14 protein-coding genes and 1 tRNA gene are annotated in these 14,139 nt (G+C 70.2%); 10 read left to right on the top strand and 5 right to left on the bottom strand.

The features are described from left to right. Positions 1 to 108: 108 nt before the first annotated feature. From U7230_RS12800 to U7230_RS12785, 4 genes are all read left to right on the top strand, one after another. Positions 109 to 630 (top strand): MarR family winged helix-turn-helix transcriptional regulator, encoded by a 522-nt coding sequence (locus U7230_RS12800; RefSeq protein ID WP_324716224.1) that lies wholly within the window; start codon positions 109 to 111, stop codon positions 628 to 630. After that, the gene (locus tag U7230_RS12795; protein WP_324716223.1) at positions 578 to 1,690 is read left to right on the top strand and encodes an ABC transporter ATP-binding protein; all 1,113 of its coding nucleotides are present in this window, start codon (positions 578 to 580) and stop codon (positions 1,688 to 1,690) included. The genes U7230_RS12800 and U7230_RS12795 overlap by 53 nt, the downstream gene beginning before the upstream one ends. Positions 1,691 to 1,755: 65 nt before the next feature. Continuing rightward, positions 1,756 to 2,961, top strand: a complete 1,206-nt coding sequence (locus tag U7230_RS12790) for an ABC transporter permease (RefSeq protein ID WP_324716222.1) — start codon at positions 1,756 to 1,758, stop codon at positions 2,959 to 2,961. A gap of 65 nt (positions 2,962 to 3,026) precedes the next feature. Beyond that, on the top strand, positions 3,027 to 4,556 hold the full coding sequence (locus U7230_RS12785) for an MFS transporter (RefSeq protein WP_324716221.1): 1,530 nt from the start codon (positions 3,027 to 3,029) through the stop codon (positions 4,554 to 4,556). A 118-nt stretch (positions 4,557 to 4,674) separates the two neighbouring features. Here the strand turns inward: U7230_RS12785 and U7230_RS12780 are convergent, their stop codons facing one another. From U7230_RS12780 to U7230_RS12770, 3 genes are all read right to left on the bottom strand, one after another. Then, positions 4,675 to 5,163 (bottom strand): hypothetical protein, encoded by a 489-nt coding sequence (locus tag U7230_RS12780; RefSeq protein ID WP_324716220.1) that lies wholly within the window; start codon positions 5,161 to 5,163, stop codon positions 4,675 to 4,677. 101 nt (positions 5,164 to 5,264) lie between these two features. Then, complete coding sequence (locus tag U7230_RS12775) at positions 5,265 to 5,657, bottom strand: hypothetical protein (protein WP_324716219.1); 393 nt, start codon at positions 5,655 to 5,657, stop codon at positions 5,265 to 5,267. Positions 5,658 to 5,922: 265 nt separating this feature from the next. Further along, positions 5,923 to 6,009: transfer RNA gene (locus tag U7230_RS12770), tRNA-Leu, on the bottom strand. A 306-nt stretch (positions 6,010 to 6,315) separates the two neighbouring features. Between U7230_RS12770 and U7230_RS12765 the strand changes: the two genes are divergently transcribed. After that, positions 6,316 to 7,038, top strand: a complete 723-nt coding sequence (locus tag U7230_RS12765) for a GAF domain-containing protein (protein ID WP_324716218.1) — start codon at positions 6,316 to 6,318, stop codon at positions 7,036 to 7,038. Here U7230_RS12765 and dinB read toward each other — a convergent pair. Continuing rightward, positions 6,983 to 8,224: a DNA polymerase IV gene (dinB, locus tag U7230_RS12760; RefSeq protein WP_324716217.1), complete on the bottom strand. Its 1,242-nt coding sequence runs from the start codon at positions 8,222 to 8,224 to the stop codon at positions 6,983 to 6,985. The genes U7230_RS12765 and dinB overlap by 56 nt on opposite strands. Positions 8,225 to 8,341: 117 nt before the next feature. Here dinB and hflX point away from each other — a divergent pair, with 117 nt between their 5' ends. The 5 genes from hflX to U7230_RS12735 are packed head-to-tail and all read left to right on the top strand — an operon-like array spanning position 8,342 to position 13,863. Next, positions 8,342 to 9,766 carry a GTPase HflX gene (gene hflX / locus U7230_RS12755; protein ID WP_324716216.1) on the top strand — a complete coding sequence of 475 codons (1,425 nt, stop codon included), beginning with the start codon at positions 8,342 to 8,344 and terminating at the stop codon, positions 9,764 to 9,766. Next, positions 9,763 to 10,722, top strand: coding sequence for a DUF1385 domain-containing protein (locus tag U7230_RS12750; protein WP_324716215.1), 960 nt, complete (start codon positions 9,763 to 9,765; stop codon positions 10,720 to 10,722). The genes hflX and U7230_RS12750 overlap by 4 nt, the downstream gene beginning before the upstream one ends. Before the next feature lie 6 nt (positions 10,723 to 10,728). After that, positions 10,729 to 11,823 (top strand): peptide chain release factor 1, encoded by a 1,095-nt coding sequence (prfA, locus tag U7230_RS12745; RefSeq protein ID WP_324716214.1) that lies wholly within the window; start codon positions 10,729 to 10,731, stop codon positions 11,821 to 11,823. 22 nt (positions 11,824 to 11,845) lie between these two features. After that, complete coding sequence (gene prmC, locus U7230_RS12740; RefSeq protein WP_324718246.1) at positions 11,846 to 12,772, top strand: peptide chain release factor N(5)-glutamine methyltransferase; 927 nt, start codon at positions 11,846 to 11,848, stop codon at positions 12,770 to 12,772. Beyond that, positions 12,769 to 13,863 carry an L-threonylcarbamoyladenylate synthase gene (locus tag U7230_RS12735; RefSeq protein ID WP_324716213.1) on the top strand — a complete coding sequence of 365 codons (1,095 nt, stop codon included), beginning with the start codon at positions 12,769 to 12,771 and terminating at the stop codon, positions 13,861 to 13,863. Before prmC ends, U7230_RS12735 begins: the two co-directional genes overlap by 4 nt. Here the strand turns inward: U7230_RS12735 and U7230_RS12730 are convergent. Continuing rightward, on the bottom strand, positions 13,814 to 14,077 hold the full coding sequence (locus U7230_RS12730; RefSeq protein ID WP_324716212.1) for a hypothetical protein: 264 nt from the start codon (positions 14,075 to 14,077) through the stop codon (positions 13,814 to 13,816). The genes U7230_RS12735 and U7230_RS12730 overlap by 50 nt on opposite strands. Positions 14,078 to 14,139 lie beyond the last annotated feature (62 nt).

Below are 14,139 nucleotides of genomic sequence, written 5' to 3'. Positions count from 1 at the left end.
CGGCTGAGGCCGCTGAGACGCTTGACGGCCTCCTGGCGGCGGGCTAGAATCCAAAACTAGTGCGGCGACCAAATTATACGTGACACGAATAGATGGGACGCGTGGCTCGTGCAGGAAGAGCAAGCTCGAGCGTGGCTGGCCAGGGTCCACGATCTCATGGTGCAGCTGCGCCAGCAGTGGCGCAGAGGAGAGCGCCGCGAAAACCTGAGCTGGCCGCAGTGGTATCTACTGCGCCATCTGCAGCGGCACGGGGCGGCGCAACCCTTCCAGCTCGCCGACGTCCTCGGCGTCACGCGCTCGACGCTCACGGGGCTGCTCGATGGGCTCGAGGAGAAGGGGTACGCACGGCGCCGGCCCGACCCGGAGGACCGCCGGGCGGTGCGGGTGGAGATCACGGGGGAGGGCCGCCGGGCGCTCGAGCGCTTCGAGAGGCGCACGCGCCAGGCCCTCATGGAAGCGTTGATGGGGCTCGAGGCCGAGCAGGCCGAGATCCTGGTGAAAGTCATGGAGCGTTTTGCCAGCGCCTGGTCCCGGGCCGAGTCCAGCCAAAGCGCGTCGGAAGAAGGCGATGAGCACGATGACCCAGCGCGAGCGCGTGGCGCCCTTGCCGCAGATCAACGCCGAGCCTGACCGCCGGTCCGACGGGCACGTCGCCGGCGGCCCCGCGGACATCGTCGTCGAAGGCCTCACCAAGCAGTTTGGCTCCTTCGTTGCCGTCGACCACGTGAGCTTCGAGGTGCGGCGGGGCGAGGTGTTCGGCTTCCTGGGGCCCAACGGGGCCGGCAAGTCGACCACCATTCGCATGCTCACCACGCTGCTGCGGCCTACCGCGGGCACCGCCCGCGTCGGCGGGTGGGACGTCGTGCACGACGCAGGGCGCGTGCGATCCCGCATCGGGCTGGTCGCGGAAAGGATCATCCTTTATGACCGGCTGAGCGCCGCCGAAAACCTGCGGCTCTTCGGCCGGCTCAACGGGATGGCCGACGAGGCGATCCGGGCCGCGACGACTCGATGGCTCACGCGGCTCGGGATGATCGAGTGGGAGGATAAACTCGTTGGCACGTTTTCGACCGGTATGAAGCAACGCGTCAACATCGCCCGGGCGCTGCTGCACCAGCCCCAGGTGTTGTTTCTCGACGAGCCGACGTTGGGTCTCGATCCGCAGACCACGCGGGCGATCCGGTCGTTCATCCAGGAGCTGCGGGACGAGGGCATGACCATCGTGCTGACGACCCACCAGATGGCCGAGGCGGAGATGCTCTCGGACCGGGTCGCGATCATCGACCACGGCCGCATCGTGGCGCTCGACACCCCGGAAGCCTTGAAGCGCCGCCTGGCCGAGACGCACCAGACCGTCATCGAGATGACCCTGGATGCCCCGTCGGGTGAAGTGGAGACGCGGCTGAAAGAAGCCCTACCGGGGCTGACCGTCGACGTGGCGCTCACCGCGTCGGGCACGGTGCACGTGAAGGTGCTCGCTCCCTCGTCGGACGCCATCGCTCCCGTGGTGCAGGCGGTCGCCGCGGTGGGGGCCCACATCGTGCAGCTGCACACCGTTGAGCCAACCCTGGAGGACGTCTTCCTGCACCTGACCGGGCATCAGATCCGCGACGAGGTGTCAGCCGGCGCACCGGTCACTGCGGGTAGGGCTTGGGGGCGCAGGGCTGCAGCGTCGAGGACGGGGCGCTGACCAAAGGCTGCGCTGCCTGCGGCTGCGCTCATCGGGATGGCAGCGTGAAGTCAGGGGGGCTTGGCATGGGAGTCGTAACGGCCGACGAGCGGGTCCGCCGCATCGAGAGGGCCTCGGGCCGGTGGGTCCGCCTCCTGCGGGGGGCCTTCGAGATAGCACGCAAGGACCTGACGGAGTTCGTCCGGGATCGGATGCGGCTCGTTTCCTTCATCGTCATGCCCATCTTCATGATGGTGATGACCGGGTACATCTTCCCCTCGCAAACGATGCTTCAGAACGTCCCGTTCGTCGTGGTCGACCAGGATCGAGGCATAGCCGGGGCGCAGCTGGTGCAGGCGCTGGCCGGCCTCGGGCCGCGAGGCAGGCCCGCGCAGCCGGGAGAGGCACGGGCGCTGCGCATCCTCACCGAGAGCACGCCGGAAGCGGCAGCTCGCGCCATCCAGAGTGGCCGGGCTCGAGGAGCGCTGGTGATCCCGCCGGATCTCACGGAGCACCTCATGACCCGGACGCCCTCGACCCTCACCCTGATGCCGGATCCGGCCAACCCGCAGATGAGCGCGGTGGTAGCCGGCATCATCCAGGGCGTCGTCACGGCCGCCTCGGAGCGCCTGAGCGGCGGCCCTGCCCGCCTGCTCCAGCTGAAGGGCCTCGAGCAGGCGACGGACATCAACTACTTCAGCTTCATGGCGCCCGGCATCATGGCCATGGTGGTGGTGATGGCCGTCATGACAGGCCTGGCTGGGGCGGTCTCCCGGGAACGGGAAATCGGGACCCTGGACGGCCTGTTGATCGCACCCGTGCCAAGGCTCTCTCTCATCCTGGGCAAAGCGATCTCCCAGTCCGTGCGGGGACTGGCCCAGGGAGCCCTGGTGCTGCTCCTCGGCATCGTGTTGTTCGGCGTGCAGGTCAAGGGGAGCCTGTGGATGGTGGCGCTCATGCTGCTGCTCGGCGTCTTCTCGTTCGTGGGAGTCGGCATCCTCGTGTCGGCGATCTCGACCGAGCAGGAGACGGCCCTCACGGTGATGATGACCCTGACGTTTCCCATGATGTTCTTGTCCGGGGCCTTCTTCCCCGTGGACCAGATGCCGCCGGTGCTGCAGGTGATCTCCCGCTTCATCCCCCTGAGCTACGTGATCGACTCGCTGCGCAAGATCATGCTCCTTGGCGCCGGGTGGGGCGCCGTTGGCGGGGAGGTGGCCATCCTGGCGGCCTTCGGGGCCGTCACGCTGGCCGTGGCCGTTCCTGCCTTCAGCCGGGCCATCACCCGCTGAAGGCGCGGGGAGGGGCGTAGCCCGGCCTCGCAACCTTCCAGGGAAGGAAGCGATGGTCCGTATCCATGGGTCGAAGCGAAGCCGCGAGCCGGCCCGCCGCAGCGGGCTCCGGCTCTTACAAGTGGGTCGCCCTGTCGTGCACCAGCCTCGGAGCGCTGTTGTCGGTGCTCAACAGCACCACCCTCATCATCGCGCTCCCCGAGGTGATGAAGGGGCTGCAGGCGAGCTTCGAAGAGGTCGTCTGGGTGCTCATGGGCTACATGCTGGCGATCACCGTGCTGGTGCCCTCCATCGGCCGGGTCGCCGACATGGCCGGGCGCAAGAAGCTGTACGTGGCAGGGTTCGCGGTGTTTACCGCAGGGTCGCTCGTCTCCGGCCTGGCGCAAAGCGGGGCGCAGCTCATCGTCTTCCGGCTGGTGCAGGCGGTCGGGGGATCGCTGATGCTGGCCAACAGCACGGCCATCGTGACGGACGCCTTTCCCCGGGGGGAGCTTGGCAAAGCGCTCGGGGTCAACGCGATGGTCATCTCCGTGGCCTCGCTGCTCGGCCCCATCCTGGGCGGCTACCTGACTGAGCTCGGCTGGCGCTGGGTGTTCTGGTTCAACGTGCCGCTCGGGGTGGTGGGCACCTGGTGGGCGGCGGCGCAGTTGCGGGAGGTCGTGCGCCTGCCGGGCGGCCAGCGCTTCGACTGGCCGGGAGCCATGACGTTCGTCCTGGGACTCCTGGGCATCCTGGTGGTGCTCAGCTTCGGGCCGCTCGTAGGGTGGCTGCAGCCGGCCATGCTGGGGCTCGACGCAGTTTCGATCGCGGCGCTCGCGGCCTTCGTCTGGTGGGAGCGGCGCTTCGACCAGCCCATGCTCGATTTGAGCCTCTTTCGCAACCGGCTGCTGGCGGCGGCGTACGTGAGCAACCTGCTCAATGGCGTGGCCCGGGGCGCCGTGACGCTGCTGCTGGTTTTCTACTTCCAGGGCATACGCGGCTACGACCCGGTGAAGGCGGGCGTCATGCTCTCGCCCATGGCCGCAGCCATGATGGCGGTGGCGCCCGTGAGCGGGGCGCTTTCCGACCGGTACGGCTCCAGGGAACTGAGCTCCATCGGATTGCTGGCTTCGGCCGTCGGCCTGTGGGGGCTCACCCGTATCCAGCCGGGAACGGGCCTGTGGACGCTGGGACTGTGGATGGCCGTGGTCGGGGCAGGCTCCGGCTTCTTCAACTCCCCCAACACCAACGCCATCATGTCCGCCGTCGCTCCGGGGCGCAGGGGGATCGCGGGCGCCACCCGCACCATGATGATGAACGCCGGCTCGGTCATCAGCATGGCGCTGGGGCTTTCCGCCATCATCAGCACCATGACCCCGGAAGCGCTCGCCGGGCTGTTCGCCGGCACGCAGGTGGGCTCGCAGGGGATCGCCATCGGGCAGTTCATCGAGGCGCTGCACTTCACGTTCTGGGTTTCCGTGGCCATCAGCGTGCTGGCCGCGGTGCTGTCGCTGATGCGAGGCAAGCACTCGCCGGCGACGGCGACCGGACAACAAGAGGCCGCGGCGACGCCGGGGCCCGCGCAGCGGGTGGTCGAAAGCTCCGGAGGCAAGTGAACGAAGGCGCGGGCAGCTTTGGCCGTCCGGGTCTGCCCGCGCTGGAGTGCGAGACCCCCGCCCCCCGGTGCACGACGAGGGGGGGAGGGAGTGGGGCGGGGGCGCCCCTCCTACCCGCCTACAGAGTGATCCCGGCGCCGAGCAGGATGACCGGGGTGCCCACCCGGAGCTCCCCCCACGCCCACGCCCGCTCCGAGAAGCGGTAGGTGACGCCTCCGCCGCCCATGAAGTTGACCTGGCTGCCGGCCGCCCCGCTCCCCGAGCGCAGGGTGACGGCCGCGTGGAGATAGGGGTCGAGCTCGGGATAACGCGAGGCGAGACCGGGAAGCAACGGGCTCAACAAATAGGCGGCCCCCACGTCGACCACCATCGCCCCGCCTCCGGGGGCGGTCAGGCCGGCCCGCAGGAAGAGCTCGTCGACGGACGGCACCCCTGCCCACACCTCCCCCGCGACCGCAACCCCGGGGTCGCCAGGGCCCAAGCCGGCGCTCAGGTGCCAGTCCCAGCGGGACTCCTGGGCCAGGGCCGCAGCCGGCGAGAACAGGAGCACGACGGCAACCAGGCCGCCGGCGAGCAGTGCGCCGAACCGCCACGCCACGCGTTGCATCGCATCCATGCCTCCCCTGTGGTGGGTAGTTGCCGGGCTGCGGAAAGAGTTCGCACTTGGGCGGACGGTTCCTGGAAAGCGGCGACGGCCCGGGCGGGCCATCAATTTCCGCAAACTTCGGGACCGTCTCCGACCTCCAACGCCTCGAGCGGGTCCAGGGGAAGGGCAGGCGATGGCCGCACGTCGATAAGTCGGAGAGCTGCCAGATTGCGGATCGCGCTTGCGACCTCCGACTCTCGGAAGGGCGGTTTACGCCGCGCCTTCCATGCCATCACTTCCTTCAGGACCTCTACTTCGGTGGGCGGGCGATCCAGCTTGGCTTTGAGTTCCGATGCGGCGTAGTGCACAGTGGCGGCAACCTCGGCAGCCCGCGTGTCCATCCGCATGAAGAGATCCACGAGCCGTTCGATGACCGGCTCCCACTCCCGGAGGGCACCCTGGTAGACCTTGCGCGAAGCCTCAGTGAACGTTGGCCCGGGGGTAATGGAGATCAACCTGCCCAGGGGCCGCTCCTCTACTGGGTGTAGCGCGTTACCACGTCCACCAGTTGCTGGTCCGTGATCCCGGCAGGGAGGGCAAACGCGCGGTACAAGGCGCAGGCAGATATGCGAAGCGACGCGTCGAGGACGAGCCAATCTGCCGGCTTCGTCCCCCTGCTCGACACATTACCCGTGGACCCGACGCGAAGGGTTGGTGTCCGGTTGGTGGCCCGCCCGCCCCGTTGCCGGAAACCCCTGTGCTGACTGAAGGCGCGAAAAATGGTGCCGAAGGGGGGACTCGAACCCCCACGGGCTTACGCCCACTGCGCCCTGAACGCAGCGCGTCTGCCAATTCCACCACTTCGGCACCGGAAAAGCCTTGCGGCAAAGCGTATCGTAGCACAGTCCGCCGCGCAGTGTCAACGCATGGGAGCGTGCGGAGGCGGGCATCGTCCCGCCCATCCGCGCGTTCTTCGGAGGTCGTTGCCCGGGTATCTGGCAGTGCCTACCAGCTTGCCCGGCATAGTCGGAAAGTTCTACAATTTACGCGTAAACACCGAAACTTTCGGAGCGCCGTTCGCCGCGGTCGCTCCAGGCGGGGCGAATCCCCGTGCTCCTCGCGCGCATCCAAAAAGTTGCCGCCGTCTTCGCTCCTGATGGGGTGGGCACCCCGATGCCCTCCGTGGCCCTCGCCCTCTCGGAGGCCCTCGGAGGAGCCTCCGTCGTCATCGCCAACCGCCGGGGTCGCATCCTGGGCGTGGCGCCGGCCCCTCCGCTGGGCTTCGGGCCCATCGCCTCCGAGTTTCAGTGGGTCGAGGACGGCCAGCTCCCGGATCACCTGGCGGCCGGCATCCTCAAGGTGGGCACCCTGTCGTGGGAGACCGAGGCCCGCCGCCTCACGGGGCTCGACCACTGCGCCGTCGCTCCCGTCGTGGGAGCGGGACGGCGTGTCGGTACGCTGGTCGTGGCCCGCCTCGACTCGCCTCTCACCGACGAAGATCTGGCCGTGATCGAGGCGGCTGCCCTCGCGTGCGGGCTCGCCATCGCGGCCGTCCTGGCGGGCGAGGAAGAGGTCCAGCTCAAGGAACGGCAGGTCGCCCGGACCGCGGTCCGAAGCCTCTCCTACTCGGAGCTCGAGGCAGTGCGCCGCCTCCTGGCCGAGCTCCCGGGCGACGAAGGCATGGTGGTGGCGAGCCGCATCGCCGACCAGGCCGGGATCACCCGATCGGTGGCGGTCAACGCACTGCGCAAGCTGGCGTCCGCCAACGTCATCGAAGCCCGCTCCCTGGGGATGAAGGGGACCTACCTGCGCATCCTCAACCCTCAGCTGCGGGCCGAGCTCAGCCGCCAGCGTCATCCCGCGTTTTCCCCGGAGAGCGCCGGGCCACCGCCTTGAAGATTCGCCCCCTCCCGACCACGACCCGGTCGTAGCGCGTGTTGATGGCATCCACCAGCCGGTCGACCTGGGCCTGCCGGGCCGATCGCTCGGGCGCTTCCCACAGCAGGGGCTGGGAAAAGCGCGTGAGCGACTCGGCTCCCACCCCGAGCAGCCGAAAGCCGCCGGGACGAGGTGGCAGTTGGCGCCACAGGGCGTACGCCGTCTCGAACAGCAGGGCGTCGTCCGCCGTGGGCTCCCGCAACGTGACCCGCCGCGTGAGGGTCACGAAGTCAGGGTAGCGGGCCTTGAGCACCACGGTGCGGGCCCAAAAACCTTCGGCCCGGAGCCTTCGCCCGACCTCTGCGGCGAGCTCGGCGAGCCGGGCGCGCACTTGCTCGGGAGCCGTGATGTCCTCCTCGTAGGTCTGTTCCGCGCTCAGCGAACGAGCCGGCTGCGGCGGCTGCACGGGGCGCGGGTCGATCCCCATGGCGAGCTCGTAGAGCGTCTCCCCGAACCGCCCCAGCCGCTCGGCCAGGTACGACCGGGGCCGGGCGCGCACGTCGGCGACCCGGTGGATGCCCATCTCCCGCAGCCGCGCCGCCGTCCTGGGGCCGACCCCCGGCAGGTGGTCGACCGCCAGGGGCAGCAGGAGCCGATCCACCCCGGACGGCTCCACCACCATCAACCCGTTGGGCTTGGACAGGGTCGTGGCGAGCTTGGCCAGAAACTTGTTGGGGGCGATCCCCACCGAAGCGGTCAACCGCTCGGCCGCGTGGATGGCCGTCTTGATGGCCCGGCCCAGCGCCTCCAGGCTTTCGAAGCGCGCCCGGTCGGCGGTCACGTCGAGGTACGCCTCGTCGATGGAGACCGGCTCCACCAGCGGGCTGAATGTGTGGAGGACCTCCAAGATCCGGTCGCTGACCTGCCGGTAGAGATGGTGGCGGGGCTCGAGGAAGATCCCCTGCGGGCAGAGCTCCACCGCCCGGCGAATGGGCATGGCCGAGCGCACCCCATAGCGGCGCGCCTCGTACGAGCAGGTCGCGACGACCCCCCTGCGGCTGTCCCTTCGCCCGCCGACGATGACCGGCTTGCCTGCCAGCTCCGGTCGCTCCCGCACCTCGACGGCGGCAAAGAAGGCGTCCATGTCCACGTGCGCGATGACCCGGCCCGCCGCGGGATGCCCCGCGCCCGAGGATGCGATCACGCGTTCGCCACCGCCTCACCCCCATCCTATCACGAGATGCCCGAGGGCCGAAAGACGGTTCCTCGCCCTGCCGGGGCCCGGTGTTATAATGGGCCGCGAAGGCAAGCCCAACAGGGGATGGTGCGTATCGAGGCGAAGGCGACGGTCCAGTCCGGGGCCCCCAGGGCCTTTCTCATCGCCTGCTCGGAGGAGGCCGACCTCGAGCGCTCCCTCGAGGAGTTGAGCGAACTGGTCCGCGCGGCCGGCGCCGAAGTCGTGGGCCGGCTCGTGCAAAAGGAGCGGTCCCCCGACAACACCCTTTACCTGGGCCGGGGCAAGGTCGAGGAACTGCGCGCCGCGGCGCTTTTCACCCGCGCCCAGCTCATCGTGGCCGACGACGAACTCACCCCCTTGCAGCGGCGCAACCTGGAGCGGGCGCTGGACATCCCGGTCCTCGACCGCACGCAGGTCATCCTCGACATCTTCGCCCAGCGGGCCCGTTCGAGCGAGGGCAAGCTCCAGGTGGAGCTGGCGCAGCTCACGTACCTGCTGCCGAGGCTGACGGGGTGGGGCCAGACCCTCTCCCGGCTGGGCGGCGGCATCGGCACGAGAGGCCCCGGCGAGACCAAGCTCGAGGTCGATCGGCGCCGGCTCAAGCACCGCATCGCGATGCTGCGGCGCCAGATCGCGGCGCTCGGGCGCCACCGTGCTCTGCAGCGCCGGCGGCGGGAGGATCTTCACCTGCCGGTCATCGCGCTGGTCGGGTACACCAACTCCGGCAAGTCCACGCTGCTCAACGCGCTCTCCGGCTCTCAGGTGAGCGCGCGCAACCGGCCGTTCGAGACGCTCGATCCCACCGTCCGCCGGGTCCTGCTGGCCGATGGGGCGCAGTGCCTCATGACCGACACCGTGGGGTTCATCAAGAAGCTCCCCGCGCACCTGGTCGCGGCCTTCCGGGCGACCCTGGAGGAAGTGGTGGACGCCGACCTGCTCCTGCACCTGGTCGACGCCTCTGCCCCGGACGTCGAGCGCCAGATGGAAGCGGTGTTCGAGACGCTGGAGGACATCGGGGCGGCCGGGCGCCCCCTGGTGCTTGCTTTCAACAAGATCGATCAGGCCAACCCGCCGGAGCTTCGGCGGCTCCTGGCGCTCCACCCCGACGCCGTGCCCATCTCGGCCCTGTACCGCACCAACCTGGACCGCCTCCGCCAGGTGCTGGTGGAGGCGCTTCCCGAGCGGGAGCGGGTGGTGGAGCTCGCCATCCCCTATGCGCGGGCCTCGGCGCTCTCCGAACTCTACCGGTGGGGCCGTGTCATCGAGCAGGAGTACGGGGCGGACGTCATCCGGGTGAAGGCGGCGCTCGGGCCGGCGGCCCTCGGGCGCCTGCGCGCACTGGGGCTGGCCCTGCCGGGCCGCGGTGGCCCGAAGCGGGCCGGCCGGGTGCCGGTGCGCCGAGCAGGCTGGGCTCGGGCTTACTTCGGCGAGCGCGACGCGGCTGAAGAGCATGCCGGTCCGCCGGACGACACGTCACGGCTCGAAAGGAACGGAGCGCACGAAGCATGAGTGCCACGCCGGGACCGAGCTTCTATTACGGTGGCCAGGCGGTGCTCGAAGGGGTCATGATGCGGGGCCGCACGGTGTATGCGGTGGCGACCCGGTCGTCCCGCCAGGACATCCAGGTGACGCGGCATCCGGGGACACCCTGGGTGCGGCGCGCCCGGGTGCTGGGGTGGCCCCTGGTGCGGGGCGTCGTGGCGATGCTGGAGGCGCTCGTGATCGGGTACCGGGCCCTCAACGACTCGGCGCAGCGTTTGCTGGCCGAAGCGGACCACGCCGCCGGGGCGCCGGGCGGCGCGTCTCGCCAGGGCGGCATGCGCTTGATGGAAGCGGCGACGCTGGCGATGGCGGCCGCGCTGGCCGTGGGCCTCTTCGTGCTGCTGCCGGCGGCGTTCGTCCGCCTCGTGCAGGCGTGGGTGGGCAGCACCGTCGCGCTCAACGTGATCGAGGGCGCCTTCAAGGCGCTGTTGTTCGTGGGCTACGTTTGGGCCATCGGGTGGATGCCCGACATGACCAGGGTCTTCCAGTACCACGGGGCAGAGCACAAGGCGATCAACTGCTTCGAGTCTGGCGGCCGTCTGGACGTGGCGTGCGCCCGGCGCGCGAGCCGCTTCCACCCCCGCTGCGGCACCAACTTCCTTTTTCTGGTGGTCCTCGTCAGCGTCTTCGCCTTCTCGGTAGTCACCGCATTCGTCGGCCGCCCGCCCCTCGTCGAACGGGTGCTCTGGCACCTGGCCATCCTGCCCGTGGTAGCGGGAGTCTCGTACGAAATCATCCGGGCGGCCGGCAGCCCGTCGGCGTCTGCGTGGGTCCGGCTCGTGGCCCGGCCGGGGATGTGGCTTCAAACCCTCACCACTCGCGAGCCCGATGACTCCCAGCTCGAGGTGGCCATCGCGGCCTTGGAGGCGGTGCTCGAGCAGGACGGCACGCTGGAGCGCCGGCCGGAGATGGTGGTGGCCTGAGGCCCCATGTCGCGCGAGGAACAGCTGGAGGCGCAGCTTGCCGGCGTCGAGCAGCGCTACGAGGAGCTCTCCAGGGAGCTGAGCGATCCCCAGGTCATCGCGGATCCGGCGCGGCTTCGCAAGCTGGCCAAGGCGCACGCACAGCTGGGCGAACTCGTGCAGGCCCTGCACGAGTATCGCAAGGCCGGCGCTGAACTGGAGGAGGCCCGCCGGATCCTCTCCGACCCTTCGTCCGACGCGGAGCTGCGCGAGCTCGCCTCCGCCGAGATCGAGCCTCTCACGGCCCGGCGCCAGGCGCTCGAGCAGGAGCTGCGGCGGAGGCTCTTGCCGAAAGACCCCAACGACGAGCGGGACGTGATCGTGGAAATCCGGGCCGGGACCGGCGGGGAAGAGGCGGCCCTGTTCGCGGCCGACCTGTTCCGGATGTACTCCCGGTACGCCGAGCGCCGCGGCTGGAAGGTCGAGCTGATCGCAGCCAACGCCACGGAGCTCGGGGGCTTCAAGGAGATCATCTTCTCCGTGAGCGGGGACGGGGCGTTCAGTCGCCTCAAGTACGAGCGGGGCGTGCACCGGGTGCAGCGGGTGCCCGTCACCGAGGCGTCCGGCCGCATCCATACGTCGACAGCCACGGTGGCGGTGCTTCCCGAGGCCGAGGAAGTCGAGGTGGAGATCCGGCCCGAGGAGATCGAGATCGACGTCTTCCGGTCGAGCGGCCACGGCGGCCAGAGCGTCAACACCACCGACTCCGCGGTCCGGGTGACCCACAAGCCGACCGGGATCGTGGTCACCTGCCAGGACGAGCGCTCCCAGCTCAAGAACCGCGAACGCGCCCTCAAGGTGCTGCGCGCCCGGCTCTACAGCATGAGGCTCGAGGAGCAAGAGAGCCGGCTCGCCCAGGAACGGCGCAGCCAGGTAGGGACCGGGGAGCGCAGCGAGCGCATCCGCACCTACAACTTCCCGCAGAACCGCGTGACCGACCACCGCATCGGGCTGACGCTCTACCGGCTCCCGGCCGTGCTGGAGGAGGGCGAACTCGATCCCTTCATCGACGCCCTCATCCTGGCCGACCAGGCGCGCCAGCTCGAGGCGCTCGAAGTGTGAAAGGACGCCGGCCTTGGCCTCGGTGAGCTCGGCGGCGCCGCACGTCGCGGCCGACTTCCTGCGGCTCGCGCAAGGGTACCTGGCCCGGCACGGGGTGGCAACCCCTCGCCTGGATGCCGAGGTGCTCCTGGCGAGCGTGCTCGGCATCTCCCGCCTCGAGCTGTATGCGCGGCTCGACGAGCCCCTGGAGCGTCACGAGGTCGACGCTTACCGGGATGCGCTGCGGCGCCGGGCGGCGCGGGAGCCGGTGGCCTACATCGTCGGCTACCGGGAGTTTTACGGTCTGAGGATGCGGGTCGGGCCCGGGGTGCTGATCCCGAGGCCGGAGACCGAGTACCTCGTCGAGCTCGCGCTGAGCTCCACGGAGGAGGCCGCTCCCGTCCGGGTGGCCGACGCCTGCACCGGCAGCGGCGCGGTGGCCGTGGCCATAGCCGTGCGCCGGCCTCAGGCCTGCGTCGTGGGGACCGACGTCTCCGAGCAGGCGCTCGCTTTCGCCGCCGTCAACGGGCGCGCGCACGTCCCGGGCGGCCGGGTACGATGGATCCGGGCGGATGGGCTGCGGGCGCTGGCGGAGGCGAGCTATGACCTCGTGGTGAGCAACCCGCCCTACGTCCCGTCGGGGGAGATGCGTGCCCTGGCCCCGGAGATCCGCCACTACGAACCCCGAGAGGCGCTGGACGGCGGGGAGGACGGCCTTCGGACGGCACGAGAGCTGGCGCGGGAGGCGATGAAGGTGCTGCGCCCGGGAGGCGTGCTGATCATGGAGCTGGGCACGCCGGCACAGGCCCGGCGCCTGGCCGCGGAGTGCCTGCGGGCGGGGGGAGCTTACCGGGAGGCGGTGGCCGCCGAGGATCCGGTAAGTCGCGTCCCGGCTCTCGTAGCGCGCCGCGCCGGAGAGGCGCCGCCAGGCATCCGCTGGCCGGTGGGCGGCGGGAGGACCTGGCCGTGAGGGTGGCCACGCGCCTCGTCCGGGTGGACCCGGAGCATCCCGATCCGGCGGTGTTGAGGGAGGCTGGGGAGACCATCCGGCGCGGCGGGCTCGTCGCCTTCCCCACGGAGACCGTGTACGGCCTGGGCGCCGACGCGCTCTCCGACCGGGCGGTGCGCCGTATCTTCGAGGCAAAGGGCCGGCCCTCCGACAATCCCCTCATCGTGCACGTCGCGTCGGTCGAAGGGGCGATGAGCGTGGCCCATCCGGATCCGCGAGGCCGCTGGCACGCGCTGGCCTCCCGGTTCTGGCCGGGCCCGCTGACCCTGGTGTTGCCCCGGCGCGACAACGTCAGCAAGCTGGTGACGGCCGGGCTGGACACGGTGGCGGTGCGCATGCCCCGCCACCCGGTGGCGCTGGGCCTCATCAAGGCGGCCGGTGTCCCCATCGCCGCCCCGAGCGCCAACCGATCGGGCCGGCCGAGTCCCGTGGAAGCTTCCCACGTCATGGACGACCTCGACGGGCGAGTGGAATGGGTGCTGGACGGAGGCCCGACGGGGGTGGGCGTGGAGTCGACGGTGCTCGATTTGTCGGGAGATCCCCCCGTGGTGCTCAGGCCGGGCGGGATCGGGGTGGAGGCGCTGCGGGAAGCGCTCACCCGGGTCGACGTCCTCTCGCTCGAGGCACCTCCCCCGGGCCCCGTGCGCTCTCCCGGCCTCAAGTACCGCCACTACGCGCCGCGCGCGCCCGTGGTGGTGATGGAAGGCCCCTCGGAGTGGGTGGCGCGGAGGGTGCAAGAACGCATCGAGCAGATGCAGGCGGGCGGGAGGCCGGTCCGGCTCGGGCTGTTTTTCACGGACGAAACCCTCGAGCTGCTCCGGTCGCTTCGTGTGCTGCCCCGCCCCGGCGTATGGGTGGTCAGCGCAGGCCCCCGCGACGACCTGGCAGAGGTGGCACGCCGGCTCTTCGGCGCTTTGCGGGAGCTCGACTGCCAGCGACCGGCGCTCATCCTGGCCGAAGCGGTGGCCAACCGGGGCGTGGGGCTCGCGATCAACAACCGGCTCAGGAGAGCGGCCGCTGGCCGGGTGGACCGTCCTTTTGCGCAGCCTTGACGAACACCCCCTCGTTCCCCTGGAAGTTGCAGATCTCGCAGCGCACGTCCAGGGCCGGCCGGCCCGCCCGCTCGAGAGGTGCCAGTTCGTCTGCGGCGAACGTGAGGGCGCCCGTGCGCGGGTCCTTGTGCACTTGTTGGGCGAAGTGATAGATCAACGTGAAGCGGGTGCGATTGGTCCGGCAGGCCGGGCACAAGTAAGGCGCGGCATCCACGGCAGCATCCTCCTCGGACTAGCATGTCCCGCCGGCGGGCGCGGCGAGGGGAGCGAGTAGGA

The organism is Limnochorda sp. L945t (assembly GCF_035593305.1).
GTDB classification, from domain to species: Bacteria; Bacillota; Limnochordia; order Limnochordales; family Geochordaceae; genus Carboxydichorda; species Carboxydichorda subterranea.
This window is presented reverse-complemented; position numbering and strand designations above follow the sequence as displayed.

Bases quoted from the DNA above. Each gene is read 5' to 3' on its own strand.
- U7230_RS12765 (WP_324716218.1), top strand. From the start codon at position 6,316: ATGCCCTCCGTGGCCCTCGCCCTCTCGGAGGCCCTCGGAGGAGCCTCC.
- U7230_RS12790 (WP_324716222.1), top strand. From the start codon at position 1,756: ATGGGAGTCGTAACGGCCGACGAGCGGGTCCGCCGCATCGAGAGGGCC.
- prfA (WP_324716214.1), top strand. From the start codon at position 10,729: ATGTCGCGCGAGGAACAGCTGGAGGCGCAGCTTGCCGGCGTCGAGCAG.
- hflX (WP_324716216.1), top strand. From the start codon at position 8,342: ATGGTGCGTATCGAGGCGAAGGCGACGGTCCAGTCCGGGGCCCCCAGG.
- U7230_RS12785 (WP_324716221.1), top strand. From the start codon at position 3,027: ATGGGTCGAAGCGAAGCCGCGAGCCGGCCCGCCGCAGCGGGCTCCGGC.
- U7230_RS12795 (WP_324716223.1), top strand. From the start codon at position 578: ATGACCCAGCGCGAGCGCGTGGCGCCCTTGCCGCAGATCAACGCCGAG.
- U7230_RS12750 (WP_324716215.1), top strand. From the start codon at position 9,763: ATGAGTGCCACGCCGGGACCGAGCTTCTATTACGGTGGCCAGGCGGTG.
- U7230_RS12780 (WP_324716220.1), bottom strand. From the start codon at position 5,163: ATGCAACGCGTGGCGTGGCGGTTCGGCGCACTGCTCGCCGGCGGCCTG.